22 protein-coding genes, 2 tRNA genes and 1 pseudogene are annotated in these 17,421 nt (G+C 53.1%); 15 read left to right on the top strand and 10 right to left on the bottom strand.

Annotated elements, in window-relative coordinates:
* Positions 1–85: 85 nt before the first annotated feature.
* Positions 86–1,138, bottom strand: a complete 1,053-nt coding sequence (locus K1V27_RS02375; protein WP_258927914.1) for a methyltransferase domain-containing protein — start codon at positions 1,136–1,138, stop codon at positions 86–88.
* Positions 1,139–1,669: 531 nt separating this feature from the next.
* Between K1V27_RS02375 and K1V27_RS02370 the strand changes: the two genes are divergently transcribed.
* Positions 1,670–2,752 (top strand): acyltransferase family protein, encoded by a 1,083-nt coding sequence (locus K1V27_RS02370; protein ID WP_258927913.1) that lies wholly within the window; start codon positions 1,670–1,672, stop codon positions 2,750–2,752.
* A gap of 184 nt (positions 2,753–2,936) precedes the next feature.
* The gene (locus K1V27_RS02365; RefSeq protein WP_353740513.1) at positions 2,937–3,416 is read left to right on the top strand and encodes a metallophosphoesterase family protein; all 480 of its coding nucleotides are present in this window, start codon (positions 2,937–2,939) and stop codon (positions 3,414–3,416) included.
* A 194-nt stretch (positions 3,417–3,610) separates the two neighbouring features.
* On the opposite strand, the gene K1V27_RS02360 is transcribed toward K1V27_RS02365, so the two are convergent.
* The 4 genes from K1V27_RS02360 to K1V27_RS02345 all read right to left on the bottom strand — a co-directional run bounded on the left by K1V27_RS02360 (position 3,611) and on the right by K1V27_RS02345 (position 7,431).
* On the bottom strand, positions 3,611–4,771 hold the full coding sequence (locus K1V27_RS02360) for an acetyltransferase domain-containing protein (protein ID WP_258927912.1): 1,161 nt from the start codon (positions 4,769–4,771) through the stop codon (positions 3,611–3,613).
* A 142-nt stretch (positions 4,772–4,913) separates the two neighbouring features.
* Complete coding sequence (locus K1V27_RS02355) at positions 4,914–5,468, bottom strand: flavodoxin family protein (protein ID WP_258927911.1); 555 nt, start codon at positions 5,466–5,468, stop codon at positions 4,914–4,916.
* A gap of 317 nt (positions 5,469–5,785) precedes the next feature.
* Entirely contained in the window at positions 5,786–6,256 is a 471-nt protein-coding gene (locus K1V27_RS02350) for a hypothetical protein (protein WP_258927910.1), read from the bottom strand.
* 272 nt (positions 6,257–6,528) lie between these two features.
* The gene (locus K1V27_RS02345; RefSeq protein WP_258927909.1) at positions 6,529–7,431 is read right to left on the bottom strand and encodes a L,D-transpeptidase; all 903 of its coding nucleotides are present in this window, start codon (positions 7,429–7,431) and stop codon (positions 6,529–6,531) included.
* Positions 7,432–8,092: 661 nt separating this feature from the next.
* Here K1V27_RS02345 and K1V27_RS02340 point away from each other — a divergent pair.
* From K1V27_RS02340 to K1V27_RS02325, 4 genes are all read left to right on the top strand, one after another.
* The gene (locus tag K1V27_RS02340) at positions 8,093–8,404 is read left to right on the top strand and encodes a hypothetical protein (protein ID WP_258927908.1); all 312 of its coding nucleotides are present in this window, start codon (positions 8,093–8,095) and stop codon (positions 8,402–8,404) included.
* Between the two features lie 70 nt (positions 8,405–8,474).
* Positions 8,475–8,918: a hypothetical protein gene (locus K1V27_RS02335; protein WP_258927907.1), complete on the top strand. Its 444-nt coding sequence runs from the start codon at positions 8,475–8,477 to the stop codon at positions 8,916–8,918.
* 84 nt (positions 8,919–9,002) lie between these two features.
* Positions 9,003–9,078 (top strand) — tRNA-Lys (locus K1V27_RS02330).
* A gap of 55 nt (positions 9,079–9,133) precedes the next feature.
* A tRNA-Glu gene (locus K1V27_RS02325) sits at positions 9,134–9,211 on the top strand.
* A 103-nt stretch (positions 9,212–9,314) separates the two neighbouring features.
* Here the strand turns inward: K1V27_RS02325 and K1V27_RS22700 are convergent.
* From K1V27_RS22700 to K1V27_RS02315, 3 genes are all read right to left on the bottom strand, one after another.
* On the bottom strand, positions 9,315–9,587 hold the full coding sequence (locus tag K1V27_RS22700; RefSeq protein ID WP_353740501.1) for a hypothetical protein: 273 nt from the start codon (positions 9,585–9,587) through the stop codon (positions 9,315–9,317).
* Between the two features lie 103 nt (positions 9,588–9,690).
* Positions 9,691–10,179: a DUF1016 N-terminal domain-containing protein gene (locus K1V27_RS02320; protein ID WP_258927906.1), complete on the bottom strand. Its 489-nt coding sequence runs from the start codon at positions 10,177–10,179 to the stop codon at positions 9,691–9,693.
* The gene (locus tag K1V27_RS02315; protein ID WP_258927905.1) at positions 10,176–10,406 is read right to left on the bottom strand and encodes a hypothetical protein; all 231 of its coding nucleotides are present in this window, start codon (positions 10,404–10,406) and stop codon (positions 10,176–10,178) included. Before K1V27_RS02315 ends, K1V27_RS02320 begins: the two co-directional genes overlap by 4 nt.
* Positions 10,407–10,531: 125 nt before the next feature.
* On the opposite strand from K1V27_RS02315, the gene K1V27_RS02310 reads away from it, so the two are divergent.
* The 5 genes and pseudogenes from K1V27_RS02310 to K1V27_RS23140 all read left to right on the top strand — a co-directional run.
* A complete protein-coding gene (locus tag K1V27_RS02310; RefSeq protein ID WP_258927904.1) occupies positions 10,532–11,482 on the top strand; it encodes an ATP-binding protein in 951 nt (316 codons plus the stop codon).
* A 214-nt stretch (positions 11,483–11,696) separates the two neighbouring features.
* Positions 11,697–11,966, top strand: coding sequence for a hypothetical protein (locus tag K1V27_RS02305; RefSeq protein ID WP_258927903.1), 270 nt, complete (start codon positions 11,697–11,699; stop codon positions 11,964–11,966).
* A complete protein-coding gene (locus tag K1V27_RS02300; protein ID WP_258927902.1) occupies positions 11,963–12,406 on the top strand; it encodes a toxin-antitoxin system TumE family protein in 444 nt (147 codons plus the stop codon). Before K1V27_RS02305 ends, K1V27_RS02300 begins: the two co-directional genes overlap by 4 nt.
* Positions 12,407–12,463: 57 nt before the next feature.
* A complete protein-coding gene (locus tag K1V27_RS02295; RefSeq protein ID WP_258927901.1) occupies positions 12,464–12,664 on the top strand; it encodes a hypothetical protein in 201 nt (66 codons plus the stop codon).
* Positions 12,586–12,753 (top strand): annotated as a pseudogene (locus K1V27_RS23140) (transposase); the annotation flags it as partial. The gene K1V27_RS02295 and the pseudogene K1V27_RS23140, both read left to right, overlap by 79 nt.
* Positions 12,754–13,102: 349 nt before the next feature.
* On the opposite strand, the gene K1V27_RS02290 reads toward K1V27_RS23140, so the two are convergent.
* The gene (locus tag K1V27_RS02290) at positions 13,103–13,447 is read right to left on the bottom strand and encodes a M48 metallopeptidase family protein (protein WP_258927900.1); all 345 of its coding nucleotides are present in this window, start codon (positions 13,445–13,447) and stop codon (positions 13,103–13,105) included.
* A 75-nt stretch (positions 13,448–13,522) separates the two neighbouring features.
* Positions 13,523–15,604, bottom strand: a complete 2,082-nt coding sequence (locus K1V27_RS02285) for a DNA phosphorothioation-associated putative methyltransferase (RefSeq protein ID WP_258927899.1) — start codon at positions 15,602–15,604, stop codon at positions 13,523–13,525.
* 257 nt (positions 15,605–15,861) lie between these two features.
* Between K1V27_RS02285 and K1V27_RS02280 the strand changes: the two genes are divergently transcribed.
* Genes K1V27_RS02280 through K1V27_RS02265 form a run of 4 tightly spaced genes read left to right on the top strand, consistent with a single transcriptional unit; the run spans position 15,862 to position 17,407 of the window.
* A complete protein-coding gene (locus K1V27_RS02280; RefSeq protein ID WP_258927898.1) occupies positions 15,862–16,101 on the top strand; it encodes a ribbon-helix-helix domain-containing protein in 240 nt (79 codons plus the stop codon).
* Positions 16,098–16,523 (top strand): type II toxin-antitoxin system VapC family toxin, encoded by a 426-nt coding sequence (locus K1V27_RS02275; protein ID WP_258927897.1) that lies wholly within the window; start codon positions 16,098–16,100, stop codon positions 16,521–16,523. Before K1V27_RS02280 ends, K1V27_RS02275 begins: the two co-directional genes overlap by 4 nt.
* Positions 16,524–16,575: 52 nt before the next feature.
* On the top strand, positions 16,576–17,082 hold the full coding sequence (locus tag K1V27_RS02270) for a hypothetical protein (protein WP_258927896.1): 507 nt from the start codon (positions 16,576–16,578) through the stop codon (positions 17,080–17,082).
* The gene (locus tag K1V27_RS02265) at positions 17,030–17,407 is read left to right on the top strand and encodes a hypothetical protein (RefSeq protein ID WP_258927895.1); all 378 of its coding nucleotides are present in this window, start codon (positions 17,030–17,032) and stop codon (positions 17,405–17,407) included. The genes K1V27_RS02270 and K1V27_RS02265 overlap by 53 nt, the downstream gene beginning before the upstream one ends.
* Positions 17,408–17,421: the final 14 nt, after the last annotated feature.

Here is a 17,421-nt window from a genome sequence, read left to right as displayed (position 1 = left end):
CGAGCCTGTCCGAAAGCCTCTTGCGAACGTCTTGTACTTGCCGAGGTTTACAGAAGGCTCGATGATAAGGGCGTTCAACTCTCGATCACTCGACGATGCTCTCTTTCAATGCATCCAGGCTGGGAACGGGAACCGGCATGCAGCGTTGTCTCACGGGATCGTACATCAACCTGTGGGAAAGCCCTCGGTTTCCCTGCTTGTTCATTGCCTCCCAGCCGCGCATCAAATAGGGGCACGTGTCGTTGAAGCAAATGTACATGAAATCAACGTCCCAGGTGGTGAACGGAGTATACGGCACCGCCCATTTGCGCATGATGTCGCCGCAGTGCGGGCAGCGCAGGGTTTCTTTGACCGCATCGATCCTTTGCTGCAATGTTTCCGCCGGGAGCGGACTGCCATGCTGAGAGGAAACTTCCGGCCGGCGCATGCGGCCGGCCTGCGCCCCCTTCCGGTCAGCATAGACTGCGTAAATGGGATCGCTCGGAATGCCAAGATGCGCGTATTTGTCATCCTGGGGCCGTGGCTTTCCCTTGGAGATGAATACCTTCGGGGTCTCAAAAAGTTGTGAGTGGCGGAAGAATTCCTCGACCAAAATGATTCGTTCATTTTCTCCGGCCTGACGCCACACCCGGGTCACCTTTTGAGGGAACATACGGCTTGAAAAAATCACCAGAAAGAGCCCTCCCGGCTTGAGGATCCTGCCGACTTCCCCGAAGGTTTCGATGGGATTGGTCATATAATCCACGGATACCGTGTTTAGGACCGCATCAAAGGATGCGTCGGGAAAAGGCAATAACGGAAATTTATTCAAGTCGTGCATGACATATTCGGTAAGTGCGGGATTTTGCTCCAGTTCGTTCTTGTTCAAGCCCAGTCCCACGACTTTGGATGGCTGAACTGACGCCGGGATATGGGAATCCCAGCTGGACATCAGGTCAAGTATGATAGGATTTTCTTCAATCACCAGTTGACCGATCAATTGTTCCACGGTGGCGAGGGCCGTCGAATCCAGATGTTGCACGAAACGGTCGCGTGCGTAGAATATTTCATCATCTGTTTCGTCCAGTCGTGAAAACGCGTTGGTACCAAATAGATCATCATTGGACATCGTTTCCTCCCAGTGACGTGCTGCATCCATAGCATCCTCCTCAGATGTTCGGCCGTAGAGCCGTGCTCCTTTTAGTTTGTAAACCCGGATTAGCCCGCCACCCTGGGCGGCTTCCGTCGAGCCCATAAAAAAAGCCGGGCTACCTGTGTAACCCGGCTCGTGGCCCCATTCATGGGCGGGCTCATTACTTTTATATAATCATCAGTTACGCCTGAACTGCAAATTAATGTCGATCATGATATTGTCAAGAGCTGCGCCCGGTACAAATGCGGCGGACAGGTTGCCGGGAACTCGGATCATCTAGTGAATCGCGGACACAGTTGGCGGGACCCAACCGGAGCGACTTCACCAGTGCCTCTCGCCGTGCCGCCACAATGTCAACCTCGTGGATGTTTGCAGGGAGACCGCCGCACAATTTGACATCGTCGACAGATAACCATGCTATAGTGCACCTCTCAAAAAATCTTGATGACTGCACCGGCACGACAGCGCCGGGCGGAGCGGAGTCATTGGCAGGGAATTCCGGTAGTGTATTGCATCCGCCGTACAGGACAACAACCATTGCATGAGCCGTCCCGTTCTTTGATTCCTCAGGTCGAACTGCTGCGCGCAATCGCCTTGGCGGGAATCTTCACGTTTCATCTCTGGTCGGTGACACCCCAGGTGATACACAGCGGACCGGCCGGTAAACTGCTGGGAACGGCTGCACGCTACGGCCTTCTGGGGGTGGTGGTTTTCAACTTTATCACCGGTTTTGTTCTGGCGCTGCCCCACCTGGGGCCGCAACAGAAGCCGCCCCCGGCTTACAGGCAGTTCCTGCGTCGACGATTTCTGCGCATCTGTCCCAAATACTACATCGCACTATCTCTCTGGACGCTTGCCATGCTGTTTTCCGGCAGAGAGAACCTGTCAGGGGGAGCGATTACCTATGTGGCGCACCTGACTTTTCTCCACTCGATTTTTCCCTCGACCTTCTTTGCCATCGTACCCGCGTACTGGTGGCTTGGACTGCTGGCCCAGTTCTATTTGATTTTTCCGCTGATAATGGCCGCTTTCGCCAAAATCGGTCCGGCCAGGGCCTGTCTCCTCACCTGCCTGGTGTGCTGGAGCGGTTGGTTGCTGCTGGATCACGTCTCCCGCCCCGAAACTCCATGGGCCGTAATCAATTATATGAGCTATTACAACCTGCCCGCGCGGCTGCCCGAATTCACCCTCGGAATGTGGCTGGCTGCGGCCTGGCGCAGAAATACGGTGATGGAAAACGACAAATGCCGGCATTCCGGGCTCGCCCCGCCTTACCCGGCTTTTCTTGCTGCAGCATTGCTTTTCGCCCTGTCGGGGAGCACGGTTCTAGAGCTCAAGGGGCTGCCCGTCCGGCATATTCATCTACTTTCCTGGTGCCTTGTCTGCATGGTACTGATACTGTTTGCGCCTTGCAGTGGAAAAGCGGGCAGCCTGCCAGTGGTGGCCAATGTGGCCGCCGCATCCTACAGCATTTATCTCCTGCACCAGCCCTTGCTGGGATACGCCGACCGGTTGCTGGGTGAAGCGTTAAACCCCATGACCGAATTTTTTCTGCTCCTCTTGATCGTCGGCCCCACCTCTTATGCCCTTGCAGCCATCCTGGATAAAACAGCGCCTTAAATGGATTCGGCAATATCGGCCGGGGACAGGCCTTCGTGCGAACTGTCAAAGCAGGCGTGGCACCCGTTGAATTCTCTCTCCAGAGTGTTTAAAAATGGATATAGTTTTGTTCCTGAGCTCATGCATGATCGAGTTGAAATTGCAGGTGCTGTTGCTGGATACGGTGCGGAAAGGTACGTTGGATATGCCGTCTCGCCAAGATTCACATAAAATCGGCGTTATTTCTGATACGCATGGTCTGCTGAGACCCGCTGTGAAAAAAGCTTTCAAAGACGTAGAACTCATCATTCATGCCGGTGATATCGGCAAGCCGGAAATTCTCGAAACACTGGGAAAAATTGCTCCTGTTGTTGCCGTGCGCGGCAACACCGATTGGGATACATGGGCCAAGACCCTCCCACGGTATGAAGTCGTCGCAATTGGCGGCATTCTGCTATATGTGATTCATGACCTTTCTGAAATCGATCTCAACCCGAATGCCGCCGGTTGCAGAATCGTCGTGAGCGGGCACTCGCACACACCTTCGGCTGTGGAACAAAACGGGGTTCTGTTTCTCAACCCGGGAAGTGCCGGTCCGCGTCGCTTCACGTTGCCGGTCAGCCTTGCCGTAGTGCACATAACGGGAACCAAACTGGATGTACAACTGATCAATCTGGAAGGATGAGCTCCGGGCTGGAAGCGGCTGCGCGCTTTTGCCTGTTTGCAGGGGACATGTGACGACATTTTCATGCACGGCTTGCAAGTCTGCATGGATGCCATCAAACGGCTGACGCAGGCAAGAGCAGGGTAGCGGGGTAGAGACCCCCGGTCTGCCATAACTGGATTCCTGCATTTTCCTACGACATTTCGAGACGGTCTCTAGAAGAACCGCCAGATTGAACCTGAGGGGGTGTGTGCCCTGAAAACCGCATATCTTTGACATGCAGGGTAAAGCAGCACGAGCCCCAGCAGCCAACCCCCATATACGGTGAGCGTGGAGCTGTCAGGACCCAGAATAACGCCAAAGAGAGCGTAGAGATACAGGTGCACCAGGTAAAAGAAGAGGGCGCTCTGACCAAATGTCAGCAAAAATGGTCCCCACCTTTCCAAGAGTCTCGTCCCCCGGGAAAAAGCAAAAAGGCAGAAAAAATTAATCCCCATGGTCAGCAGCAGGAATGCAATGCTTGGCGGATACTTGGTGACGTTCAAATAGGATATCCAGCTGTTGGAAGCAGGTGGATGAATATTGCCGAAGCCTCCCCAGGTTCGAACTGCGGCAAAGAGGACCAGGCACACACACGAAGCCACAAGGACCCCTTTATAGGCCCGATCCTGATTTCGCAGCAGCTCGCGGGCAAAAACCATTCCCAGAACTGACAATCCCAGCCACGCGATTGGAGGATAGTAGACCAGCACCCCGCTGGATCGGCCGGGCAGCACTAACAGTGTCAAGATCAGCGAATCGACATTTTGTGGTTGCACAAAAATCAATGTCAGGACTTGGGTCGTCATGATCGCCAACAGGCTCACGCCTATCAGGTAAATCGTCTTCAAGCGCAGAAGAGCTGCGCAGAGTATCATCACTGTACCCAGACCATACAGAACTCCCGCGTATATTAACAGTGTCGAGCCGGAGCCCGCGGAACTGCCGGAGGTGGAAGCGCCGACCAGCATCCATGCCGGATTTTCCACCGCCAGTTGCAACGCCACGAGAAGCAAGCCCCGTGCAACAAAATGCCCCAGTATCTTGCTCTCCGACCAATTGATGCGGCGCCTCACCAAATGAAACAGGACCATGCCCAGGCCCATGAGAAAAAAGAACCCGGGAGCGCAAACGTGCGTCACCCAGCGAGTGAAAAAACCAATGCTGTGGTCATAGTGGGGCAGGGGCAGGCCCCAGAATTCGGAAGGATGACGATTACTGATGAAATAGGCGGCATGGTCGAGTGCCATCAAGACCATGATCCATCCTCGCAATCCGTCCAGGGTCGTCAGTCTCGCGGGCCGATCGCACCGCCCCGCACCGCCGATTGCTCCCATCAGCAGTTGCCTCCCCGTTTAATCCATTATTTCGATCTGTTCTGCGTTATCCTCGGCGTGCAAACTCGTCATTGACTGCAGGTCCGTTTCCATGCGGCGAAGGCTGCCGGGTGCAACTTGGTCAGGCACCGGTCTCAATCTCTCAGGGCACCAGATCCATGCCGATTTTCTTTGCCTTTTCCAATACTTCGGTTTGTTGCAGGAGATCGTCCAGGTGTCGTGTTCCGGCAGCCACGATGGTTCCCTTAACAGCGTAGTGCAGAAAGGTAAAAAGCTTTTCCAGATAATCAAAGTAGGTTTTGAAGGCACCGGCATCCGGGTTTCCCTGGGTGAAGGCCAAAACCATCCTCTTCCTGCCGTTTAGACGGGTTGAAAAGTCCGGTTTCACGAACAACACGAGGCGGTCTATGAAAGTCTTTGTTTGCGCGTTCACCTGCCACATGTATATGGGGGAGCCGATGATCATGGCATCACAGGACCGTATCTCGTCGTACAGTGGCGTCATGTCGTCTTCATGAATGCAGATGCCGCTGGTTCTGCAATCCATGCATCCAAGGCAGGGAGCAATCCTCATCCTGGCGATTTTGTAATAGGCTGTTTCGGCGCCCTTCTCACCGGCACCCTCAAGAATGGTCTTGACCAGCTTTTCAGTGTTTCCGTTTTCCCTCGGACTTCCTTCAAAGCCCAGAATCTTCATAGCGATCTCTCCTCGATTGCGGCTGAATTATCTTCCATCGTGCAATGCATCTGCAGATCTTCTCATGGTGACCTGTTCTGCAGCAGATAATGCCTTTTGCAGAGGGAGTCTGTCAAACACAAGGTACACGGGCGGGTCGTGGTTTCCCCTGTGGCACCCTGCTGGAACTATGCTATGAAAATGCGCACATCCCAAATTTTTTGGCAGCCATCAGCAGGAGGGCTCGGCATGACGCAAAGAACGTGCGAAATTGCCGATGTGCATTTTGAGTACTAACATTGATGCTCGCCAAGTCGCGACGGAACTTCGGAGGAGCTCTATGCATGGCAGAAACAGGGGGACGTGTGATGGAGCAACTTGAAAAGCCGCAGGGGCAGGGGTGGTATTGGCGCCGGGCGATCGGTCGCTGTTGTCTGGGGCGCCGGCAGCGGAAGCTCGTTTTGACATATCCCTTGCGGCATCAGTCGGCGGGACTCCGCCGGAAAGGTCATGAAAGACTGTATGCTGGGGAAGAGCTCATCGAGAAATCCCAGCCAGGCAGTAAGCAGGGCACTCGCGCAGTACAGGTCGGGTCGATGCAGCAGGATGACACCAGGAAGGTCCAGAGCTGCGCGCATGCGAGGGAACGCGTCCAGCGTATGGCGCACCGCGTCCAACGCGACCGTCAGCGGCTTGTGCAGTTCTTTCGGCAGCTCGTCCCACGCTCGTCCTGCCGTGAAAGCAGGCCGCAGCCAGTGGCTCACATCCAGCCCAAAACGGTGATCCAGCAGGCGGCAGATTCGAGTCACCGCACGCAGCGGTCCAAGCCGCTTATTCTTTGCTCCACGGTAATACAGCCGATCTAGAAAAGCCACCGGGTCGGTGAGCGAGGCGGTGGAACAGAAGAGCGATCGACATCCCTTTGCACAAATTGTTGTGCACCTGCAAAACAGCGTGCACACGCAGCCACGGACAGAGTTTAGCAACTGCCATGGTTGCCTGTTCTGGTCAAGGGAAAAGAGAACCGACTCAACAAAGTCGGCCACGCATGGAGCGGCTTGTGAGAGTAATTTGTGATGTGCTAAATATTCCCCGTTCCTCGTCTCAGACCGCATGCCTCGGAATAGAGCAGGCAGTTGGATCGATTATTGTGGAATACCGTCTGCAATGCTCCCAGGGACTCGGTGATAATCACTACGGTGTCGAAATCGGCCCATGCATAGAGCGCCTGAGCGGGCATCAAGGGGAGATTGATGCAGCCGTGAGAGCAGTATCCCCCGGTGATGTCTCCGGCGTGAATCCACACGTGTCCATAAATTCTCAAGGCCCAGGGCATTGGCGCGGGAACTCCGAAAGCGTTGGTGTAGCTTCTCGAAACGTGATCGATGTCCTTGTCTCGTACTCTGTAGATGCCCGCTCTTGTCCACCCCTGGTTTTTACCAATGCATATGAACGAATCGCCTGCCAGCCTGCCGTATTCGTACCACCCTATGAAGGGGATATCTTTAACGATCAAAATAAACTTGGCTATGTTGTGGACTTCGGGGATTTCTCTCGGCAAGGGGCTCCAGTCCTTGTACAACGTGAAATCATTGGGCACCTTCAATGGACGGCCTCTCTTGATGTCCTGGTCGATGTAATAGGGTGCCCTGACATTGAGCCGAGCAAGGATTTGTTTGGAAATGCTGTAGCTCAAGTGGGGGTCGTGGTTTGTCAGCTGAGACAATTCCACTTGGTCCACTGACCTGTGAGTCCATCCGTATCGGGGGTGCTCTTCGATGTCTCGCTCGCTGCTGTCCGCTATCTGTTCGGCTGTTTCCCGGGAATCTGCAGCGTAAGGATCGTCTCGATAAACGCTCAGTTCCTTTGCCGTGGGAGACCCGGCATGGATCACCCGCTGCACGGTGTTCCCTCGCGTGGAACCGCAGCTTGATAAACCTACTGCCACTAGAAGCAAAGGCAAAAGCACCCAGCGAGATGTCATCCTTGTTTCCCCCGATCCTGAAACATTCAGCATAAAATCTTTATTAATCAAGATAAGTATTCACGGGGCATTGAACCAGCCCTGGCATAATTGAACAGACCAATCATGTTCGTTGGGGTGGTGTTCTTGCGGTTCGGTGATCCTCAGCAGCGCAGTGGAAACCGCATCTCCCTGCGATTGACCCGCAGCTCCACTGGATAAATCCTATACATCCCCTGGCAGGGGTCGGAAAGGGATGGGTAAGTTTTATCCGGAAGCAGGTCCCGCCTGTCATTTTTTCGCGGGCTGTACGTGAATAGATTAGCTATGTAATTACCATATCTTACAAATGATAAGAGGACCCTTGGCACACAATGTGTAAAGGCAGAGAGCAGGCGTTGAAAATCACGCCGGCAAATTGATCACGCAGTATTGCGGAAGGGAGGTGACAGGCGGGCAAAAAAGCCAAAGAGAAGACGGTTGGTATTTGCGTAAAGGCTGCACAATATCAGGCTGAGAGCTTGGCCGAGACCCCGCCCCTCTCCGTTGACGGAGAGGGGCGGGGTGAGGGTGCAAATGAGAGTGATCTCGCCCCCTCACTGAACCTCTACCGCTCTAGAGCGGGAGGAGTCCTCCAGCCTCGGACGAGCTCCTGCGAGTAGAGTAAAAGAAGGAGATGAGCATGAAGAAAACGACTGTTATGGTGCTGATGCTGTTTGTCCTTGTCGTCTCAGGTGCGGGTTTGAGTTATGCCCGCCAGGGAGGCCGAGGTTCTGGGCAGGGGCAGGGTGGCGGCTGGAACTGCCCCTACCGTTCGGCCAAGGTGAGCGGCGTAATGCAAAACAGCCAGGGGTCATGGTACTGTCCCAGGGCCGGAGCCTGGACCACTGAAAGGCAACACTACGGACCGATGCACAAAGCCAACTGGCGAGGCTTCAATTGGAATAGCCCGAAGGGCTACAGACAAGACCGGTCCGGCTGGGCCAACAGGTAACCCATAATAGATAACCATGGTCTTTACCCTGATTTCTGTATTCTCATAAATTAAGAAGGAGCTGTAAGCCATGAAAAAGACTTTTCTATCCATAACGTTGTTCATTGCTGCTATCATGTTGGCGCTGCCCCATGTCAATGCTCAACAACCACAAACCTCCCCGTCTCAGGAGTCACAAGACCAGGGCGACTGGTATTGTCCCTGGATGTCGCTCAAAGCAAAGGGTCAATGGAAGGGATGCTGCCCGTGGGGCGGCAGGGGTGCAGGAATGCGCCACCGGGGTTACGGCAAAATGGCCCCTTATGCGCCCCAGCAGGGTAAACAAGTGACTCAGGACGAAGCCAAGACACTCTTGGAAGACTACCTCAAAGCGACCAATAATCCTAATCTCAAGCTGGGCGACATGGCCGACAGGGATGAATTCTACGAAGCTGAGATCGTCACCAGGGATGGCTCGCTGGTGGACAAGATCCAGGTGAATAAGAATAACGGATGGTTTCGTTCGGCCTATTGATGCCAGTGCGCATGTGAGACTGATTTAGGCTTGACATCGGCAATTCCCAGATGTTAAAAAATTAATTCGTTTCGCTTGGAGCAAGGGCCGTTAACTCAGTCGGTAGAGTATCTGCCTTTTAAGCAGAGAGTCCCGCGTTCGAGCCGCGGACGGCCCACCAATCGAAAGCTCTTGACAAGCGCGGGTCTATCGATTAGAAGGCTGCTTGCAAGTTCGTCCCCATCGTCTAGCCCGGTCCAGGACACCGGCCTTTCACGCCGGCAACACCGGTTCAAATCCGGTTGGGGACGCCAAAACAATCAATTACTTAGGTTCGGCGATTATTCGCCTTCCGCCCTTGCGTGTAAATTTACGTGTAAAACGCGGGTAGATTCACACAAACAAAGGGCTTCGTGATCAGCGAAATCGAACGAGCCGCGGATATGGCCGCCCCTTGGTTGAGGCACCAACCTGGGAGTGGCTTTCTTCATTTTGCGCCGGCGCCGGTTTCGGCTCCGGCAACTCCCGAACCTCCGGCGCTGCGACCGGCGGCGGGGGCTCTCTCCTGAATGCCTCATCCAGAACTGCTCTGAAGCCTCGCAATTTGTGAATGTACTTTGATGTCGTATTAGCACTCTTGTGCCTCAGAAGAGACTGGATGGTACTCAGGGGGTAGTTCTTGTCATCCAAAATGCTCGCTGAAAGATGCCTTATGGCATGGATTCCAAACCTCGGTGTCCTTAATTTCCTTGATGATATTATCGGCAAGCTTGCTCATGGGACTGACACCTCCTTATCGATTAAGCGCCGAGTGGGCCAGTGAGATCGCTTCCCGACACAGGCTTTCGGCGGCTTTGATCGATTGAGTGAGGGAGGTTTGGCTCTCGGAGCTCATTGCCCCCAGGCCTCTCATAGATCGGTGTTTGAGCAGGCGGGCTATGCGCTCAAGGCTCTCAACGGTTTTATGGAAGCCGTGCAGATGGGAAGGTAGAGGGGAAGGCTCGACCGGGCAGTCTGCTCCTGCAAGCTCCAACACCTTCCGGGATGACTCAACGATGAACCGCTTTTCCTCCGGACTTTCGGCCCTGCACCACAAGCCTATAAGGCGTTGGATTTCCTCCACCTTGAGCCCATCGCGCTGGATTGCCGCTGCCATCTCCACCTGGTTGCACTCCGGCAACCGCGCCAGTGACCGTGCGGACCCGGGTGGAATGAGCCCCACCCGAATGTCCTCGATAATCTCAGGGTTCAAACGGCGCACCGTCTCCAGGCGACGGCTCACCGGATGAGCTCCGTCAAAACGACGGGCTGCGAACTCGAATCGCGGCCGAGATGAACAAAATCAAAGAGGTCATCGACGAATCCCTCGAGGACCTGCTGCCCCGCCGCAAAATCCGCTTCGCAGCATAACCAATCGTTCACCACTAAGCCGCTGAGGACACAAAGTTTGAGTGTTTTTTTCCGGCCGGGAGGCGGCCGGTAAAATGAAACCTCAATGCTTGGCTCCATCTCGGATCAGCAAATCCTATTGCGAAGCTGCCTTCGTTATTGCCCGATCACCCTGTCGATCGGGCAAAACAAAATTCATCTTCGCGTCCTTAGCGTCTTTGCGGTTCAAAAAAAGGAGTACAAGCATGTTTCGTAAAGCCCAACGCAAACAAGCCAAGCTTCGTCTCGCCCTGGCCGGCCCTTCCGGGTCCGGCAAAACCTATTCCGCTCTGCGGATCGCGACCGGCCTCGGCGGTCCCATCGCCGTGATTGACACCGAGCGCCGCTCCGGAGATCTTTATTCCGACGAGTTCAATTATGACATTTCACCCATCGACGGCCCCTTCGGGCCGCAGGAATACATCTCTCGAATTAAAACGGCCGAGCGGGCCGGCTACAACGTGCTGATCATCGACTCGTTGTCGCACGCCTGGGCCGGCACCGGTGGGATCCTCGATATCAAGGACCGGGTCGCGAAATCGGGCAAAGGCATGAACGATTTCACCGCCTGGCGGACGGCCACTCCCATGCATATCGAGCTGGTCGACACCATCCTCACCAGCCCGTGTCATATCATCGCCACCCTGCGCACCAAGACGGCTTACGATGTCATCCAGAAAGAGAAGAAAAAAACCAAGGTGACCAAGCTCGGCCTGGCCTTCATCCAGAGCCCGGAGCTCGAATACGAATTCACCGTGGTGCTCGACCTCTCCGTCGACGGCCACATCGCCACCTCGACCAAGGACCGCACCCACCTTTTCGACGGCAAATACTTCGTGCCGGACGAGGAGACCGGAAGACAGCTCGCCGCCTGGCTCAACTCGGGAGTCGATCCCAAGCAGGAGCTCATCAGCCACATCCATTCGCTGCTCGAAACCCTGAACTTAAACACAAACGCCTACTGGCTATATGCCGCCACCAAGTACCAGGCGGCTTCAATCGATGAGATCGACCAGCACCAGCTCCAGGAGCAAATCAACCTGCTCGGGCAGTGCCGGCAGAATCCCGCCAAGCTCAACCAGTTCCGGGAGGTCCTGTCCCAAATCGCCAAGCCACAGGCAACCATACCAGAAGGTCAACAGCCGGCCATGCATTGACTGTAACTGGAGCGGCGATCACATTTACATGCTCCACGGCATGGCCTCATTAATTTCTCTGGCGAAGGCGAGTCGAAAGCTTATGAACTTCCTTTTACCTACGTCAGATATTGTATCTTTGCTCTTAAACTGTATAATGTTTTTAAGGACTTGCTTTGGTTGTGCAGCAGGTGCTGCTATCATTTTTGACCATTATTGAATGGAGGTGATTGTAGTGAATGTTCATCAAATACTAGCGGATATTCATGCCCTCGAAGAAGAGCTGCTAGATTTTGAACGCAAGTATGGAGTCCGGTCAGAGACTTTCTATGCGGCATATGTCAGCGGTGAGGAGCCCGAAAATGACGAATGGGTGCTTGATTTTGGTGAGTGGGCCAGCGTCTATCGAACTTGGCTTGCCAGGCAGGCTGACTACCGAAATGAAATCCAGCGAGTGCAGCGGAATGCTCCGAGCCTAGCTGGATTGGTCAAGGTCGCCGCATGACTAACCCGTTACGTACTGCTAAGGATTATGAGCTTTTTCTATACACAGTTGCCGATAACTTTCCGTCTATCCTGCATTCAACTTTGACTTTTGTTCGGCGGGGCGCATCGCTTGCTCGCGTAGCGGGAGAACTTCGCTTCGCGCATGACATTCGGCTGATCGTGCGCGAAAGGCTCACGTTCGATCGGTTACCGGCCACCATAGACTGGTATGGCTATGAAGTCTGGCGTGGGAAAGAGAAGCTCTATTGGTATGATCCTCAGCCGCATCCGAATGATTCGACCCTGCAAGCCACTCATCCTCATCATAAGCACCTACCCCCCGATATTAAACAAAACCGCGTTCCTGCGCCTGAAATGAGCTTCTCTCAACCCAACTTGCCTTTTCTGATTCATGAGATTGAGGAACTGCTGAAAAAGATCTCGAAAGATGCCGTTTAACCTTACTGTCCTGTAAGGCAAGAACATCTTTCGAAGATGATGATCAGGAGCCCCGCAATGCTGACTGACAAAGAATTAACCGAACGGATGATAACCGCCATTGAAGGCTACAAAACGTTACGCTCAATCTTCAATGGCTTCTACACCCACTCCGCAAAGCTGCACGGCGAAAAGAGTCTATTCGAAGAGATCCTTTTTATCCCGAAGCCCGATTTCGAAAGCTATCACAAACCATTTGGCATTGCCAATACCACATAGTATGGGTGCCAAAATACCGCTACACGGTATTGAAGGGAGCCATCGCAGATGAGGTGACCACATGCATCCAGATCTTTTCGGATCAGCAGGGATCATCGAGATGAACGTTCAAGTGGCACCAAGGTATAGAAGATAAGTCGTGGCCAGCTGATGAATATAACGCAGGCGCTGAAAAGGGCGCGAATCTAATACCTTACGCTCATCAGAATCAAGCCTGATAAAAGTGTGGATAGGATCTCTGATCTCGTGAAAAACTTTGGCCATGATGCACTTGATTTTTATAGGCGATTGATGAAGTCTAAAGTATTTTCTATTAGCATAGAATGACTGTCAATTGCAAAATTGCTGAGGAGCGGAATGCCGAACAATCGTGCAGGGCCACTCCCTGCCGTTTTCCCGTGCTGGCTAACGATCATTTAGGATTCTCCGCTGTAAAGCCTAAAACCTTACCCAGCCCGGCACTCTCCCATCAGCTTTTCCCGTTTTAAGATTCAGCCGCCGGTAGTCGGGCTCCAGCCGCCTGACCAGATTCCAGAACTCTATGGTATGGCCGTGATGGATGGTGTGACAAAGCTCGTGAATCATCACATATCGGACTTCGGGTGCGGTCAGGAAGAGCAGGGCGGCATTAAGGCTGAGCGTTCCCCGGGTCGAGTAGCTTCCCCACCGGCTTTTCTGCGTCCTTATCTGAACCCTGGCCGCGCGCCGTCCGCTTTCAAGGCTGATTCCCTCCAGCCACGGGAGCAGTATCCTTTGGCCCTGATCCCGCAGCCACTGCTTCAACAAGTAGCAGCATGACCCGCTTCGCCCTTGCGCTTTCTATGACGATGCGGGCTGTATCCCAACTTTTTGAATCCTTCATTGGTGCTCCGCTTGCTCCATTCGCATATCAGCATTCGATAACGCTTGCGTCTCCGGAAAGAAATCCGAAACCCTCATGTCCGTTTCCCTCAGAAGCTCTAGCAGTTGCTCTTTGGTTGGTCCGAAGCCCATCGATTCGTCCAATCCAAGAGACCGCAACTTTTCGCTGAAAGCTTCCCACTCGGAACGCTTCGGGTGATCCAAAGCAACGAAGCGTTTTTTGAAATACAGCAGCTGTCGATGAGGTAGAGCCTGATGATCAAAAATATCGATGGACTGGGTCCTGAGGTTCACCTTGATGCGGGTCTGCAGCTCCGGAAGCGGTTGGTTCTCGAAGTCATCGTAGACGAGCAGAGTCACCTTGCCCGAGCGCTTGTGGATTTTTACCAGATCCACAGTGTTTAAATCTCCGTAAAGCAATTCAGCACATCCCACGTAGATGCGCAGAATCGGGTGCAGATCCTGAACGAGATTCCGGTGGATATAGAGCGCCTGATCGTCAAGATAACCAAAGGGGGTTTCATCGCAGAGGGTCCCGATCAAATCCGGATTTCCAACCGAGAAGAGAAGCCTTTGACTCTCTTCAATTCCCTGCTTGTAGCTGCCGAGAAACGTCTTGATATCCGTTTTCAAATCAACCGGAAGGTGTTTGAAGGGTACCCTTCTATTGAAATTGGACAAGGCCAGGTAGACCAGTAAATCGTTCCTGCGTTGTTCGAATGCATTGGCCAACGCTTCTTCACCGAACTTTCGGACGAATAGCCGCCTCGCTTTGTTGGCGGAGCCAACGGCGCCGCATAAAGCATCGTATTGGCCGAACTCTTCTCTTTTGGGCACCCGGCCGAGATCGATCATTCTTGCCCAAAAATCGTCCAGAAGTTCTTGGTGTTTTTCGTACGGATCTTCCTTGGGCGGCTTCTTTGGCCTCTCCCTGACGGCAAACAATTGCCGGCTGAATCGCTCCCAGTTGATCGGGCGTTTGCTTCGATTCGAGAGGAACCTTTGCTGCTCCGAGTGGGATCGGAAAACATAGAAAATGCCCGGGCCTACAGCAACTGCGGAAGTGTTCAACACATCCTCGATATAGTGCTGCAATTCGTTTTGCTGGAAGTATTTCTGAAAGGTGTTGCGGCTGGTCAGGATGCCGTCTTTATAGGGGCGCCCCTGGGATGAAGTAGAAGAACTTGCCACCAGGGTCGCTACCACCAAAAGGCTTTTGCTCAGATCATATGCCTCCTGTAAAACTTCGGTGCGTTCGATCGGGTCTTCAATGACGTTCAGCACGAACCCGAGATTGACAATCTCCGCCGGTTCTTTTGGCTCATCCGGCCGGTATACGGGGTCCCAACCTAAAGCATTGTAGCCCAGCTCCTTCAGTCCGTTGACGTCATCTCCCTGGCCGCAGCCGTAATCGAGGAGCCTCACGTTTTCCTTGAGCAACCCGTACTCGATGAGGCTCTGTATGGGCTTGGAAAACTGGCACCTGGTGATGGCCGTTTTGTGTCTTTGTACTTCGGCGGCTTCCTCTTTTTGCTCTGCCGGCTGGTTCTGGATTCTCACTAATTTGTGCCCGCAGTAGGCAAGTCCTTTCGCAGCTAACAGGGACTCCCAGTTCAGCTTGAATCCGATCGTCTTTGAATTGGCGTATAAGCCCTCAGCCTCTTCAGCCTCGGTGAGCCTTTGAAATTGCTCGATGAGAGGATGTTCCGGCGGCAGCAAGGATTCCTTGCGGTGAAGAATCGGTGGATTGACGCTACCGTTGTAGTCGTGCTTACGTATCTTTCCCCGCGAAAGATCCACGGTAATTGATGACTGCAGCTCCGGATGCGGCAGTTCGAAAAAATCCGGGTAATAGAGGAGAGATATTTTAGGCTCGAAAAGGTAAAATTTTATGACATTGGAAGCGCGATCTATGCTCATGCGCTCTTTAATCATTCCAACCAACTCCTGGAGCTGAGGCGACCAGTCCGCCAAGAAGTCCAGGTGCAGGTATTTCGCATTTTTCAGTTGCTTTCCGAACGGAAGCTCTGAGATCAAGTCTTTGTAGTCCTCGTAATCCATTGCCGTAGATGCACCCACTTCCGCCTACCTGGTACCCTCCAAGTTCATTTTGTTTGCTTTACCCTGGTCAAATTAGAAGCTCGTATGGCCTTTCTAATCTAGAATGACCCATATAGCGGCTGAATGACAATGAAAAATCGAAAAATCTACTGAACAGCGGAAGCCGATCACCGCTGCTTCGTCTTTCTACAGCTTCCTCACCTTTAACTTGGGCTTGATCATCGCAATCCATTATAATACAATTTTTGCAACAAGGTATTACGTCGAGGGTCACTATGAAAACGATCGCTATCAAAATTCCCGAAAACTTGTTCGATAAAATCCAACGCGTTGCAGACAAAAGGAATGAAACGAAGTCCGCTGTGATGCGTGAAGCTCTTGTCGAATTTCTTGCCAAAAACGATAACCAGAACGCCGACTCCTGCCTCGCGCTAGCAGGTGATCTTGCCGGTTGTGTTCACGGCCCGCCGGATCTTGCGACCAATCCGAAGCATCTGGACGATTACGGGAAATGAAACGGCGGATCATTCTGGATACGGGACCATTGGTTGCCTTCCTCAACTCGCAGGATAAGTATCATGATTGGACCAAGGCCCAATGGGCTGAAATTCGGCCTCCATTACTAACCTGTGAAGCCGTCATTTCTGAGGCGTGTTTTCTACTTAGGGGGTTTCACAAAGGACCCAGCTCGGTTCTTGAATTACTGAAACGGAAAGTGCTCAAGATCTCCTTCTCTATGGAGGATCAAATCGCTGCCATTTCTTTATTTATGAACAAGTATCGGAGTCTTCCCGCTTCGCTTGCGGATGCCTGCCTGGTGCGGATAGCTGAACTGCATGAAAGCAGCACGGTTCTCACGCTCGACAGTGATTTCCGCATCTATCGCATGCACAAGCGACGGGTTATCCCCTTGTTGACGCCGCCTGACATTACCTGATTACTTAATCAATTGTAGCTGCTTCCCCTCCTCTTTTCCCGAGGTTTATCAGATGAAATTATTCCGAGAAATACTGAATCGAATCGTTCATGAAACCGAAGCCGATGGAAACGTCATTACCCAGAGGGCTGCCGCTTCATCCATAAACCTTCCCATAATCGATGAACAATCCACGCGTCAGCAAATGGCTTTGCTCATGCGGAGTTTGTTGAAGGGAACTGATGCGGAATCTGTTCGCCGGCAATTGCAGAGCGCCATTTGCGATATCAAGGCGCTTTATACCGAAACCCACGATGGCTTCAGCCAGGCGAGGGGAATTCGCATGGAGAATCGAATCAAGGTTCCCGACATGGTCGCATTTTCTGTTGCAGCCGGCTACTGCTTCCAGACCTTGCCGCCCGTTTCGGATGCAACCGGCCATCAAATCGCCATCGGAGTCATGGCGCCGGCGTCAGGATGGCAGCAAGAACCTCATCAAATTGTTTTGACAGGGAGCCGGCCACGAAGTGATCGATCTTGGCGCGAACCTCAAACCGCAAGCCTGGCTGAATGCTCTTGATCGGCACAATGTGTTGGCGCTTGCCGTCTCCTGTATGAAAAATGAATGTGTAAATGGCCTTCAGACCCTTCTGGCAGATATGAAAGAAACCGCACAGGATCTACCCGTTTTAGTCGGCGGGATTGCCGTCAACAAAGTAACCGCCTATGAGCTTTCTCACCAATTTGGAATTCCAGTTTATTACGGCCACGATGTGAATGATGCAGAAACGATTTTGAACAAGGCGTTATCTCGAGGCTCTGTTGACATTCCAACCATCACTTCATGCCCCCTACGAGCGTTGCGCCGAGTTTTTCGGGGGCGGTGTCAAAACGTTCAGCTGTAACTTTCTGCTGGTTG

It is taken from the genome of Desulfoferrobacter suflitae (assembly GCF_022603395.1).
GTDB lineage: Bacteria > Desulfobacterota > Syntrophobacteria > Syntrophobacterales > Syntrophobacteraceae > Desulfoferrobacter > Desulfoferrobacter suflitae.
The sequence above is the reverse complement of the archived record's forward strand: the minus strand, read 5'-3'. Positions and strand labels throughout refer to the sequence as shown.

Excerpts from the sequence above, each read along its gene's own strand:
- K1V27_RS02280 (WP_258927898.1), top strand. The coding sequence starts at position 15,862 with ATGAAAACGATCGCTATCAAAATTCCCGAAAACTTGTTCGATAAAATC.
- K1V27_RS02365 (WP_353740513.1), top strand. The coding sequence starts at position 2,937 with ATGCCGTCTCGCCAAGATTCACATAAAATCGGCGTTATTTCTGATACG.
- K1V27_RS02315 (WP_258927905.1), bottom strand. The coding sequence starts at position 10,406 with ATGGAGCCAAGCATTGAGGTTTCATTTTACCGGCCGCCTCCCGGCCGG.
- K1V27_RS02355 (WP_258927911.1), bottom strand. The coding sequence starts at position 5,468 with ATGAAGATTCTGGGCTTTGAAGGAAGTCCGAGGGAAAACGGAAACACT.
- K1V27_RS02340 (WP_258927908.1), top strand. The coding sequence starts at position 8,093 with ATGAAGAAAACGACTGTTATGGTGCTGATGCTGTTTGTCCTTGTCGTC.
- K1V27_RS02270 (WP_258927896.1), top strand. The coding sequence starts at position 16,576 with ATGAAATTATTCCGAGAAATACTGAATCGAATCGTTCATGAAACCGAA.
- K1V27_RS02300 (WP_258927902.1), top strand. The coding sequence starts at position 11,963 with ATGACTAACCCGTTACGTACTGCTAAGGATTATGAGCTTTTTCTATAC.
- K1V27_RS02310 (WP_258927904.1), top strand. The coding sequence starts at position 10,532 with ATGTTTCGTAAAGCCCAACGCAAACAAGCCAAGCTTCGTCTCGCCCTG.
- K1V27_RS02360 (WP_258927912.1), bottom strand. The coding sequence starts at position 4,771 with ATGGGAGCAATCGGCGGTGCGGGGCGGTGCGATCGGCCCGCGAGACTG.
- K1V27_RS02345 (WP_258927909.1), bottom strand. The coding sequence starts at position 7,431 with ATGACATCTCGCTGGGTGCTTTTGCCTTTGCTTCTAGTGGCAGTAGGT.
- K1V27_RS02335 (WP_258927907.1), top strand. The coding sequence starts at position 8,475 with ATGAAAAAGACTTTTCTATCCATAACGTTGTTCATTGCTGCTATCATG.
- K1V27_RS02375 (WP_258927914.1), bottom strand. The coding sequence starts at position 1,138 with ATGGATGCAGCACGTCACTGGGAGGAAACGATGTCCAATGATGATCTA.
- K1V27_RS02295 (WP_258927901.1), top strand. The coding sequence starts at position 12,464 with ATGCTGACTGACAAAGAATTAACCGAACGGATGATAACCGCCATTGAA.
- K1V27_RS02275 (WP_258927897.1), top strand. The coding sequence starts at position 16,098 with ATGAAACGGCGGATCATTCTGGATACGGGACCATTGGTTGCCTTCCTC.